Origin of the sequence: Enemella evansiae, assembly GCF_002250705.1 — a bacterium.
In the GTDB taxonomy this organism is placed as follows: domain Bacteria; phylum Actinomycetota; class Actinomycetes; order Propionibacteriales; family Propionibacteriaceae; genus Enemella; species Enemella evansiae.
Genome location: NZ_NMVP01000001.1, coordinates 583,172 through 595,514 on the forward strand (window position 1 = coordinate 583,172; position 12,343 = coordinate 595,514).

General features: G+C 68.7%; 8 protein-coding genes. 5 read left to right on the forward strand and 3 right to left on the reverse strand.

Annotated elements, in window-relative coordinates:
* Positions 1-37 precede the first annotated feature (37 nt).
* Positions 38-1,549, forward strand: coding sequence for an Hsp70 family protein (locus BI335_RS02780; RefSeq protein ID WP_094429576.1), 1,512 nt, complete (start codon positions 38-40; stop codon positions 1,547-1,549).
* A gap of 6 nt (positions 1,550-1,555) precedes the next feature.
* Here BI335_RS02780 and BI335_RS02785 read toward each other — a convergent pair whose 3' ends face one another.
* Together BI335_RS02785 and BI335_RS02790 are read right to left on the reverse strand one after the other, a co-directional pair.
* The gene (locus tag BI335_RS02785; protein ID WP_094429577.1) at positions 1,556-3,709 is read right to left on the reverse strand and encodes a transglycosylase domain-containing protein; all 2,154 of its coding nucleotides are present in this window, start codon (positions 3,707-3,709) and stop codon (positions 1,556-1,558) included.
* Positions 3,710-3,797: 88 nt separating this feature from the next.
* Positions 3,798-5,504, reverse strand: a complete 1,707-nt coding sequence (locus BI335_RS02790; RefSeq protein WP_094429578.1) for a serine hydrolase — start codon at positions 5,502-5,504, stop codon at positions 3,798-3,800.
* Between the two features lie 165 nt (positions 5,505-5,669).
* Between BI335_RS02790 and BI335_RS20940 the strand changes: the two genes are divergently transcribed.
* From BI335_RS20940 to BI335_RS02800, 3 genes are all read left to right on the forward strand, one after another.
* Entirely contained in the window at positions 5,670-6,245 is a 576-nt protein-coding gene (locus tag BI335_RS20940; RefSeq protein WP_144008543.1) for a hypothetical protein, read from the forward strand.
* Positions 6,246-6,658: 413 nt separating this feature from the next.
* Entirely contained in the window at positions 6,659-7,126 is a 468-nt protein-coding gene (locus tag BI335_RS02795) for a hypothetical protein (protein ID WP_094358415.1), read from the forward strand.
* Positions 7,127-7,432: 306 nt separating this feature from the next.
* Positions 7,433-10,936, forward strand: coding sequence for an indolepyruvate ferredoxin oxidoreductase family protein (locus BI335_RS02800; protein WP_094429579.1), 3,504 nt, complete (start codon positions 7,433-7,435; stop codon positions 10,934-10,936).
* A gap of 51 nt (positions 10,937-10,987) precedes the next feature.
* On the opposite strand, the gene BI335_RS02805 is transcribed toward BI335_RS02800, so the two are convergent.
* Positions 10,988-11,755 (reverse strand): SDR family NAD(P)-dependent oxidoreductase, encoded by a 768-nt coding sequence (locus tag BI335_RS02805; protein WP_229119401.1) that lies wholly within the window; start codon positions 11,753-11,755, stop codon positions 10,988-10,990.
* Between the two features lie 93 nt (positions 11,756-11,848).
* Between BI335_RS02805 and BI335_RS02810 the strand changes: the two genes are divergently transcribed.
* On the forward strand, positions 11,849-12,340 hold the full coding sequence (locus BI335_RS02810; protein ID WP_094429580.1) for a DUF456 domain-containing protein: 492 nt from the start codon (positions 11,849-11,851) through the stop codon (positions 12,338-12,340).
* The last annotated feature ends 3 nt before the right edge of the window (positions 12,341-12,343 follow it).

Here is a 12,343-nt window from a genome sequence, read left to right on the forward strand (position 1 = left end):
CCCCCGCTCCGGGTGATTCGGTTGTTAGGCTCGAGCCATGCACCTGGGCGTTGACTTCGGGACCACGCGCACGATCGTCGCCTACGTCGATCGCGGGAACTATCCCGTGGTCAGCTTCACCGATCAGTGGGGTGACCCGCAGGACCATTTTCCTTCCGTGGTGGCGATCCAGGACGGCCGCCTGGTGCACGGATTCGATGCGCTGGCGGCCGCCGAGCAGGGTGCGCCGGTGCTGCGCTCGTTCAAGCGTGCGCTCGCCGCGGCCGAGGTCGGGCCGCAGACCACGATCGAACTGGACGGCGCACCGATCCCGCTGCTGGAGCTGCTGGTCAGCCATCTGCAGGCGCTGCGGGAGGCCATCACCGAGGCGTCGTCGGTGAGCGCCGAACCACTGGAGAGCTGCGCCATCGCGGTACCGGCGCATGCCCACTCCGCGCAGCGATTCCTCACCCTGGAAGCGTTTCGACGGGCCGGCTTCACCGTGCACGGGATGCTCAACGAACCCTCGGCGGCCGGTTTCGAATACACCCATCGGCAGGCCCGCACGGTTACATCGAAGCGTCGCCGGGTGATCGTCTATGACCTCGGCGGTGGCACCTTCGACGCCTCCCTGGTCCGGGTCGACGGGACGGCGCACGAGGTGCTCGACTCGCTGGGGTTGAACAATCTCGGCGGCGACGACTTCGATCGGATCCTGGTCGACCAGGCGCTGGCCACCGCGGGAGCCGATGTCGCCGCCCTGACCGCCCGCGAGCTGGACACCCTGCTGGCCGACTGCCGGGAGGCGAAGGAGCGGCTGTCCCCGCAGTCCCGGCGGATCGCGCTGGACGTCCCGGACGGCTCGGGTGGGACCGCGGAGGTGACGCTGAAGGTCGCCGACTTCTATGCGGCCGCGGCCCCGCTGGTGCAGACCAGCATCGAGGCGATGGCGCCGCTGGTCGGTGGGCTGGACGGCGCCGACGAACTCGCCGATGTGGCCGGGATCTATCTGGTCGGCGGCGGGTCCGGGCTGCCGATGGTGCCCCGGTTGTTGCGGGAACGCTTCGGCCGCCGGGTGCACCGGTCACCGTATCCGGCGGCATCGACCGCGATCGGGCTGGCGATCTCGGTCGACGAGCAGTCCGGTTTCTCCCTCACCGACCGGTTGAGTCGCGGCTTCGGGGTGTTCCGGGAGGGCAGCGCGGGCCAGCGGCTGCAGTTCGACCCGATCCTGGACCGCGCCGCCGCCCTGCCGGAGGGCAGCGAACTGATCGTCACCCGGCGCTACCGGGCCGCGCACAATCTGGGTGTCTTCCGCTTCGTCGAGTACGCCGCCCTGGACGAGGCGGGTGAGCCGCGCGGGGATCTGGTGCCGTTCGGGCAGGTCGCCTTCCCCTTCGATCCCGACCTGCAGCGCGCCGAGACCCTCGACCCGGGTGCGGTCTGGCGGCGGGAACCGGGACCGGAGGTCGAGGAGCGCTACGTGATCGACCGCAATGGCATCGTCACGGTGCACATCACCGACCTGGACACCGGGTACCGGCGCACCGAGGCACTCAGCGCGGGTTGATGTCGGTCAGCCACCCTGTCGCTGATTGCCGCTGCTACCGCCACGGGTGAGGTCGGCCGGTGGGGTGGCGAACCGGGTCGCCGGTTCGCCGCGCAGATAGGCGCGCATCGCCGGGGCGTACACGTTGCGACCGACGTCGCCGCCGCCGGAACCCTCCATCCAGAACCCGGAGGCCGGCAGGCGGATCCCCTTCAGCGAGGGGGTGCTGCGGTTGTACCGGTTGGATTCCCAGTAGGAGTTGGTCTTGTCGATGGCGATCATCGCGGCCCCGGCGACCTCGGGGGTGTAGCCGGCGAACCAGACGGCCTGGTTGTCGTCGGTGGTGCCGGTCTTGCCGGCCTGCGGGTAACCACCCGGAATCCGTGCCGGGCTGCCGGTTCCGTTCATCACCTCGCCGAGCAGCGCGTTCATCGCATCAGCCACCTGCGGTTCCATCACCTGCTTGCAGTTGGCGCTGGGCACGGGGATGTCCTTGCCGTTCTTGTCGGTGATCGACTTCATGATGATCGGTTCGCAGTGCTTGCCGCGGGCGGCGAAGGTGGCGTACGCCTCGGCCACCGACAGCGGTGTCACCTCGGCCGAACCGAGCACGAACGAGGGCTTGTCGGCGAACTGCTCGACCACATCACCCGAGGAGCCGAGTTCGATCCCGGTGTCGCGGGCCATCGTCGTCGCCGCACAGCCCCCGACATCGCGGATCAGCTGGACGTAGTAGGTGTTCACCGACCAGGAGGTCGCCTCGACCAGGTTCATGGTGCCGTTCCGGCTGGTTGAGTTGCTCACCCGCCAGTCACCGGGAAGTCGGAAATCCCCTTCACAGCTTGAGAAAGTCTGGCCACCGAAGTCCATCGTGTTCGGTGCGTTGTAGGTGGTCCCGAAGCCCCGCCCCTGTTGGAGTGCGGCGGCCGCGGCGAACACCTTGAAGGTGGATCCGGCCTGGTACCCCTCGGCACCGCCCATGGGGTCGTCGCTGTTCGGGCCGCCGACGGCATAGTTGTAGTAGGTCTCACCGGCGGCCGCGTCACTGCCCATCACCGGTCGGGACTGGGCCATCGCCAGGATCAGCCCGGTTCCGGGCTGGATCATGCTCATCGTCGAGATGACCGGATCGCGCGGGTCGATGTTGTCCGAGATCGCCCTCTCGGCGGCATCCTGGGTCGTGGGATCGATCTCGGTCTGGATCGTCAACCCGCCACGGTTCAGGGTGTCCAGACGTTCGGAGGGGGTGTTGCCCAGCGCCGGCATCTTCTCCAGCGAACGCTTCACATAGTCACACAGGAACGGATAGCGGGTCCCGACACACCCGTTGGGATAGTTCTGCACCTTCGACGGGTCGAACTGGACCTTCTTGGCCTCATCGGCATCGGCCTGGGTGACGATGTTCAGCTCCGCCATCCGGTTCAGCACCACGTTGCGGCGCTCGGTCGCGATGGTCGGGTTGTTCACCGGGTCGGTCGCGGCCGGGTTCTGCACCAGCCCGGCCAGCATCGCCGCCTGGTCGAGGGTGAGATCCTTCGCGGTGGTGTTGAAGTAGTGCCGGGCAGCCGATTCGACGCCATAGGCACCGTCGCCGTAGTAGGCGATGTTCAGATAGCGCTCCAGGATCTGATCCTTGGTGAGCCGCTTCTCCAGCGCGACCGCATAGCGCAGCTCCTGGATCTTGCGGGACACCGTCGGTGCCTGGGCAGCCGCGATCCCGGCCTCGTCACCGGCCTGCTTCGCGATCCCGATCTGGACCTGCTTCACATACTGCTGGGTGAGGGTGGAACCACCCTGGGTGTTGTCGGAGGAGGTGTTGGTCACCAGCGCGCGCAGCGTGCCGCGGATGTCCATCGCGCCGTGTTCATAGAACCGGTTGTCCTCGATCGCGATCTGCGCCTGCTGCATCAGCGGGCTGATCTCGGAGAGAGGTTTGTAGATCCGGTTCTCTTCCCAGAAGGTGGCCAACACCTCGCCGTTGGCCATCAGGACCTTCGACTGCTGCGGTTGCGGTGGCGTCTCCAACTCGGCCGGCAGGGTGTTCATGCCGGTCGCGGCCGCCCTGCTCGCCGCGCCTGCCATTCCGGCGAACGGGACCACCAGGCCTGCCACCAGCAACCCTGCGAACACACTCACCATGACGAAGGCCAGCATCCGATTGGTGAACATCAGCGCACGCATGCGGCGAGCGTAGTCGGCGGGTGGAAATCCAAACCAGGAATGTGATCCGCGCCATGCAGTGCCGAATACGATCGATCAACGAATGCGATCAGTCGTCGGAATCTCTGCGGCGCAAGGCATTCACAGCCAATCGCGCGGTCTCACCGATCGCCCAGTCCCACCGATGGTGCGGTGTCTCCTGCTGCAACCGGGTGAACACCGCGACGGCATAGCGGCGACCGTCGGGATAGGAGACCACGCCGATCTCGTGCCGGTGATCACCGGCGGTACCGGTCTTGCCCGCCACCTCCAGGTCGGCCGCCGGGAAGCCGCTGGCCAGCCGATGCGCCCACACCTGGCGCCGCATCAGATCGCGGATGGCGGCGCAGGCAGCGGGCGAGGCGGCCTGGTCGGACCAGATCAGCTCCAGCATCCGGGTGGCGCCGGCGGCAGTCGCGCGACAGGCGTACGGGCCGTCCAACGACCCGCCGAAGGTGAGCCGGTCGTAGAGGTCCCTGGTCGCCTCGCCCAGGCGTACCTGATCCGGCGGCAGCACCTGGCGCAGCAGGTGCTGCACGCGGTCGGCACCGAGGGTGTCCCAGATCGCGTCCGCCGCGGCGTTGTCGCTGATCGTCAGCGCGAGGTAGAGGGCGTCGCGCAGCGACAGGCGGACCGGATCGGCCATCGCCGAGATGCCGGTGGTGCCGCTGGTCCGGCCGTCGGGTCGCAGGGTCAGCGCCTGGTCCAGGCCGAGCAGGCCGGCGTCGGCGGCCCGGTGCAGGGCGATCCCGAGCGGTACCTTCGCCACCGAGGCCATCGGCCAGGCATCGTCGGCGTCGACCGCCAGCATCGCACCGCTGCGCAGATCGCGAGCGTGCAGCCCACCGACGACGTCCACCGCCCGCCAGACATCGCGGATCTGGGCGACGGTGGCGGCCGGTTGGCTGGGCCGGGGTGTGCTGCGTGGTGCCACATCGCCCTCCAGGGTGGCCGCCAGCGCCGCGACGGCACGGCTCGGTTCACCGGGCCCGGTACCGGCACGCCAGACCAGGTTGAGCCGACGCCGCAGGTCGAGGCCGACCAGCGGGATCCAGTGCAGGCCGCCGTCCAGGGCGTGCCGGGGATCGGTGAGGCAGGGTTCACCGGCGAGCGCGCGGGCCAGCGCGGCGGTCGGTGGGGTGTCCCAGACACAGCCACCGGGGTCGTAACCGTGCCGGTCCAGTTCGGCAGTGAGCACCTCCCGGAGCCCGGCATCCTCGTCCAGGATCAGCAACCGGTGCTCGCTCAGGTCGCTGGGATGCAACGCCGGCATCCCGGCCAGCGGATGCCGCGGTGGCAGCGCGATGCCGAGCGGCAGGCTCAGATCACCGGCCGCGGGGGTGGGCAACAGGGCGGCCGCGATCCGGCCGGCACGCAGGGCGGCGCCCCGTTCGGCGGCCGGAATCGGTTGCAGGACACAGTTTCGCGGCGTCAGCGCCTGGTCGAGCGCGGTCGCCATTGCGTGCAAGCGGGCCGGGGTGAGGGTGGCCGGTACGCCGACCGGGATCGCATCGGCGTCGACATCGACCAGCCCGTTGGCCAGACCGTCGGCGGAATCGACGACGGCCGCGGCGCGCTCGGCGACCCGGTGCCCGGCGTCGGTGAGCCGGATGCCCCGGCCGGCCTTCTCGACCAGCGGTACGCCGAGATGGGCCTCCAGGGCCTTCACCCGCTGGCTCAGCGCCGGCTGCGCCAGGTCGAGTTCCTCGGCGGCCCGGCCGATGTGCTCGGTCCGGGCCACCGCCACGAAATAGCGGAGATGCTTGAGCAGGTCCACGGCGTCAGTGTCGCACGGGGTCTGGGTGGTGATTCATCGCGTTCTGATCTGGTTTGTGGGTCGGAAGCAGATGGATCGCGCGGGGCGACCCTGTGGATAAGGGGGTACCGCGGGGTGACGGACCTTGGCAGGATGTGATTCGACCCACACCCTCGGGGGGCTCTTGTGATTGCTCGTTCCACGCGCACGGCGCTCGCTGCGCTGGTGTTGTTGCCGCTGGCTGCGGCCTGTACGCCGGACCGTCCACCGACCGGTACGAGTGTGCCGCCGCCGGTCACCAGCGTCGCACCGGACCCGCCCACGCCGAGTGCCTCACCGACGCCCAGTCAGGAGGAGCTGTCCGCACAGGCGGAGAAGGCATATCGGACGGCCTTCGATGAAATGGAACGAATGGCTGTTGCCGGTGGCGCGGATGACGTGAGCGATGTGATCAAGGGGGTGGCTGCGGAACGCTTCTTGGTGAAGTACCGAACCGGCCTTCAGGACCAAAAGAAGCGTGGTTACACGGTAGAGGGGCGCGGTACGACCCGAGTCAAAGCGACTCCTGGTTTGGTGAGTCTGGACTATGACCCCCAGCTCACCCTTCGTATCTGCGAAGACCGAACCAAAACCACGTGGACAGAGGGCGGTGTCACGGAGAAGGGCACTCGAACAGTGGGATACGTGTACGGCCGGGTTATTGACTCTCGCGTCAAGGTCGTCGACATTGTCAGCGAAGTAGTTGACTCATGCGACTTCTGATCGCAGCCGTCCTCGCGATCGTGTTGATCGGCGCAACCCAAGTATCGCAGACGCACGCCGGCCCCCCTCCACCGCCGTGCCCCACCACCGACCCGCGATGCAGTTCGATGAATCTCGGTCGAGGAAATACGAACATTCAGACTGATCAAAGCGGCATCGTAGGTCTGTCCGAACTGGTCAAAAAGGTCATAGGCGGACCTGCTCCCGGCATCGGAAGGAAGAACGGCCAGCCGTCCAATGGCAATCCCGTCATCGATCGGCCGTTGAGCCCGCGGGATCAGGCGCGGGTGGCTGCTGGGATACCACCGGTGGAGAGCTGCGGTGGGTTGATCGGTGGGCCGCCGGTCGATTGTGGGGGACCGGCGCCGGCGCCCGTACCGGTAGCGGGGCCGCCACCGCCCCCGGATCCGCGTGTGGTCGCGCAGCAGGTGCTGGCCCGGCTGGAGATTCCGGCGCCCACGGCGTACACCGGTCCCGACCACACCAGGAACGAGTGGCAGATGATGGTCGTCGGCTACCCGGTCTGGCTGTGGACCACCGGACCCGACTCGTACACGACCACGGTCACCGAGCAGGGGCTGACGATGACCCTCACGGCCCGCCGGACAACCACAGAGTTCCGCCTCGGCGACGGCACGACCAAGTTCTGCGGGCGGACCACCCCCTACAACAACGCCGTCCAACCAGGTGCCCGATCGCCGAGCTGCGACCACGTCTACCAGAAGCCGTCCAAGCCCGGCAGCTACCAGATCAGCGCCACCACGCACTGGCAGGTCACATGGTCCGCGCTCGGGCAGACCGGCACGCTGCCGTTCCAGCGCACGGGCCCGACGACCGAGTTGCCTGTCGGGGAACTCGTCTCGGTGCGCGTCCGCGACTGACGCACGGCGGTGCGCTGGGACATGCAGTAGTGCTGAAGATCCATGATCAAACCCAGTGGGACTGGGTTTGCAATCGTCAAGAACCGGACTACTGCATGTCCTAGCGCAGGGGCTCATCTCGACACGCGCGGCATTGCTCCCCTTCGCTCCACATGCCGCGCTACTCGATGAGCGTGGTGGCTTCGACTCGCTGCGCTCGCTCAACCAACCTGGTAGCGGTACTAGGCGAGGTACCTGAGTACCGCTTCCAGTGGTCAGGAGTTATGCTCGTCGGCGAACCGTTGGCCACTCAAGGAGGAGCACCCGATGACTCAGACCCCGCAGCGTCCCCGCCTGGAGGATCGTTACGAGGCGACGAGTGGACGGGTGCAGCTGACCGGCATCCACGCCCTGACCAGGCTGCCCATCGAGCAGCATCGCCGCGATCTGGCGGCCGGCCTGGATGTCGCCACCCTGATCACCGGTTACGAGGGCTCGCCACTGGCCGGTTACGACCTCGAACTGCTGCGCAACAAGAAGCTCCTCGACCCCAATCAGATCGTCGTCCAGCCGGCGCTCAACGAGGAGTCCGCGGCGACCGCGCTGCAGGGCAGCCAGCTGGTCAACAACTTCGAGGGTGCGAAACACGACGGAGTGGTCGGGCTCTGGTACGGCAAGGCCCCCGGCCTGGACCGGGCCGCCGACGCCATCCGGCACGGCGCGCTGATGGGCGCCCACCGCTATGGCGGCGCGGTGCTGTTCGTCGGCGATGACCCGGCCGCCAAATCCTCGACCCTGCCGTGCTCCTCGGAGTTCGCGATGGCGGACTTCAACATCCCCTTCCTCGACCCCGCCGACTCCCAGGACGTCATCGACCTCGGCCTGCACGCCATCGAACTCTCCCGGATCACCGGGCTGTGGACCGGGGTCAAGATCGCCACCGCCGTCGCCGACGGTTCCTCCCCGGTCGACCTGGACCGGGACCGGCCCGCACCGATCGAACCGCAGGGCGGGCGTACCCACCAGCCCACCTCCCGCCTGCTGCAGCCCCATCTCACCCCGCTGGAACAGGAGCAGTACGGCCGGAAAACCAGGCTGGCAAAGGAATACGCCCGTCTCAACGGGTTGAACCGGATCATCGGCGCCGCCCCCGGTGACCGGATCGGCATCGTGGCCTCCGGGCGTACCTTCCTCGAACTCACCGAAGCACTCCGCCGCCTCGGCATCGACGCCGACGACCTCACCGGGACCCCGATCCGGCTGCTGCGGATGGGCATGGTGTTCCCGGTCGAGGAATCGGTCATCGGCGAGTTCGCCGACGGCCTGGACGAGATCCTGGTGGTGGAGGAGAAGCGGTCCTTCCTGGAGGCTGCCATCAAGGACATCCTGTACGCCGCAGCGGTGCGCCCGCGGGTGACCGGCAAGCAGGACCCGGCCGGCAGACAACTCGTGCAGTCCTGGGGCGAACTCGACTCCGACGCCATCCTCGCGCCACTGCGTCGCCGGCTCACCGACACCGGTGCCCTGGCTGAACAGCCCGACCCCGCCGAGGTCACCGCCGCCGCGCGGGCCGCCGCGGTCGAGTCGACCCCGGCAACCAGCCCCGGTGCGGTCCGCACCACCAGCACCCGGATCGACCTGCCGCTGGTGCAGCGCGCGCCCTACTTCTGTTCGGGTTGCCCGCACAACAGCTCCACCCGCCCGATCGAGGGCAGTCTCACCGGTGCCGGCATCGGTTGCCATGCACTGGTGCTGATGATGGATCCGCGCCAGGTCGGTGAGGTGACCGGCCTCGCCCAGATGGGCGGCGAGGGACTGCAGTGGGTCGGCATGGCGCCGTTCACCGAGCGCGACCACTATGTGCAGAACCTCGGTGACGGCACCTTCGACCACTCCGGTTCGCTGGCGATCCGCGGCGCGGTGGCCTCGGGTGCGAACATCACCTACAAGCTGCTCTACAACTCCGCGGTCGCGATGACCGGCGGCCAGCGTGCCGTCGGCGGGATGGGCGTACCCCAGATCGTCGACGTGCTGCGCGCCGAGGGCGTCGCGAAGATCATCGTCACCACCGAGGACCGTTCCCGCTACCGCGACGTCCGGCTGCCGGCCGACGTGCCGGTCTGGGACCGCAGCCGGCTCGAGGAGGCCCAGCGGGTGCTCGCCGACACCCCCGGGGTGACCGTGCTGGTGCACGACCAGCAGTGCGCCACCGAGAAGCGCCGCGGCCGCAAGCGCGGCACCATCCCCAGCAGCAACACCCGGGTCTTCATCAACGAGCGGATCTGCGAGGGCTGCGGTGACTGCGGGGTGAAGTCCAACTGTCTCTCGGTGCACCCGGTGGACACCGAGTTCGGGCGCAAGACCCGCATCCACCAGTCCTCCTGCAACCTCGATCTTTCCTGTCTGGAGGGGGATTGCCCGGCTTTCATGACCGTCACCGTGCCGGACGGCAGCAAGCCGCAGGGCAGCAGTTCCTCCGGCCCGCTGGACGCCGACGCCTTCACCGATCCGCAGCCGCTGGTGGGTGCCGACGAGTTCGCCGTCCGGCTGATGGGCATCGGCGGTACCGGCATCGTCACCGTCTCCCAGCTGCTCGCCAACGCCGGTCTGATCGCCGGTTGGCAGGTGCGCTCGCTCGATCAGACCGGGCTCGCCCAGAAGGGCGGTGCGGTCGTCTCCGATGTGCGCTTCGCCCGCCGCGGTACGCCGACCAGCAGCAAGATCGGCCAGGGGGAGTGCGACCTCTACCTGGGTTGTGACCACCTGGTCTCCGCCGATCCGCGGAACCTCACCGTCACCGCCACCGAGCGCACCATCGCGGTGCTGAACACCTCGCGGATTCCCACCGGACAGATGGTTTCCGATGTCGCGGCCGACAACCCGAGCGCCGAGGTGGTGCTCGCCCCGGTCGTCGACGCCACCCGTGCCGAGCATGCCGTGCAGCTCGACGCCCGGGATCTGTCCACGCGGTTGTTCGGCAACGACCAGTACGCCAACGTGCTGATGCTCGGTGCCGCCTACCAGCAGGGAGCCATTCCGCTGCCGGCGGAGGCGATCGAGGAGGCGATCCGCCTCAACGGGGTCGCGGTCGAGGCCAACCTGCAGGCGTTCCGCCGTGGCCGCCAGGCCGTCGCCGAACCGCAGGCACCGGCCCTGCACGCCGCCGAACGCCGCACCGGCCCGCGGACCCTCGACGAGACCATCGCCCTGCGGGTCGACGAGCTGACCGCCTACGCCGACCAGGCGTACGCCCGCCGCTTCGCCGACCGGGTCGCACGTGCCCGAGCCGCGGAATCCCAACTGGGCAACGGATCCACGGCGTTCACCGAAGCCGTCGCCCGGCACCTCTACAAGCTGATGGCCTACAAGGACGAGTACGAGGTGGCCCGGCTCGCGCTGCTCCCCGATCTCGATGCCGACCTGGAGCGCACCTTCGGCCCCGGGGCGGAGGCCAGCTGGAAACTGCACCCGCCGATGCTGCGGGCCCTCGGCATGGACGGCAAGATCACCCTCGGCCCGAAGTTCGCGCCGGCGTTGAAGGCGCTGCGATCGATGAAGCGGCTGCGGGGCACGAAACTGGACGTCTTCGGCATCGGTGAGGTCCGTCGGGTGGAGCGCGAGCTGATCACCGAGTACGAGCAGGTCATCGACGCGTTGATCGATCAGCTGACCACCGAGAACCTCGACCTCGCGGTCCAGATCGCCGAGCTGCCCGACGTGGTCCGCGGCTACGAGGAGATCAAGCTGGACAACGTCCGCCGGTACCGGGAGCGGCTCGCCGAGCTGCGGCTCGAGTTCGAGCGGGTGGGGCGGCGCGCGCGGCAGTCCTGAGGTCATCTCGACACGGTCGCTGCGCGACCTACTCGATGAGCGTGGGGAGCATCAGCGCGGCATCCGCCGCCAGACCCGCCGCGGGACGAACGGGGCCACCGAGAACATCGCCCGCAGCTGCCAGGGGATCCACAGCTCGACCTCGCGGCCGCCGTCGATCGAGCGCACCACCGCGTCGGCGACCTGGGCCGGGGTGGAGGAGAACGGTGCCGGGTCCATCCCGGTGGTCATCCGCCCGATCACGAAACCGGGCCGGGCGATGATCAGGCGTACGCCACTGCCGTGCAGCGCGTCCGCCAACCCGGAGGCGAAACCGTCCAGCCCGGCCTTGGCCGAGCCGTAGACATAGTTGGCCCGGCGTACCCGCACCCCGGCCACCGAGGAGAACGCCACCATCGTGCCCCGGCGCCGCGGCCGCATCCGCTCGGCGAGCACCGTCAGCAGGGAGGCCTGGGCGACGAAGTCGGTGTGCAGGATCGCCACCGCCGCATTGTTGTCGCGTTCGGCCCGCTCCTGGTCGCCGAGTACGCCGAAGGCCAGCACCGCGATGTCGATCGGGCCAGCCAGTGCCTCGACCTCATCGATCAGTTGCTGGTGACCGGCGGTGTCGTCGGCGTCGAATTCGACGGTCTCGACCCGCACCGCCCCGGCCGCCAGACATCGGTCCCGAGCCCCGCTCAGATCCCCCGGTCGGGCCAGCAGCACCACGGTCCGGCCGGGGGAGAGCCGCTCGGCGATCGCCAGACCGATCTCGCTGCGGCCACCGAAGACGGCCACCACCTCACCCGCACCACTGCTCGCGTCATTCCTGTCAGCCACGGTCCCATCGTGCCAGCAGTGCGACCGGGTCACGCCGAACCCCACTAGGATCGCCCGAGAGCCCCGATCCCGGCCCGTGCAGGAGGTGCGTCCGTGAGTCCCGACGTCATTGCGTCGATCGTGACCGGAATCCTTTGCCTGATAGGCATCATCGGCATCATCGTGCCCGTGCTGCCCGGCAGCATCACGGTGATCGCCGGTCTGCTGGTCTGGGCGATCGTCATCGGCGGACAGGTCGGTTGGACCGTGTTCGGGATCGGCACCGCCTTCTGCGTGGCAGGCATGCTGGCCACCTACTTCATCACCGGCCGGGTGCTGCGCCGGGAGAAGATCCCCAACCGCTCGATCGTGATCGGGCTGATCTGCGGGATCATCGGCATGTTCGTGATCCCGGTCGTCGGGTTGCTGATCGGCTTCGTGGCGGGTCTGTTCGCCAGCGAGTACTCCCGGTTGAAGAGCGCGCGGACCGCGTGGGGGGCGTCCTGGCAGGCCATCAAGGCGACCGGCGCCGGGTTGCTGGTCGAGTTCGGGTGCGCGGCGGCCGCGATCGCGACCTGGGCCGGTGGCCTGATCATGCATTTCTGAGGC

Excerpts from the sequence above, each read along its gene's own strand:
- BI335_RS02800 (WP_094429579.1), top strand. The coding sequence starts at position 7,433 with ATGACTCAGACCCCGCAGCGTCCCCGCCTGGAGGATCGTTACGAGGCG.
- BI335_RS02780 (WP_094429576.1), top strand. The coding sequence starts at position 38 with ATGCACCTGGGCGTTGACTTCGGGACCACGCGCACGATCGTCGCCTAC.
- BI335_RS02785 (WP_094429577.1), bottom strand. The coding sequence starts at position 3,709 with ATGCGTGCGCTGATGTTCACCAATCGGATGCTGGCCTTCGTCATGGTG.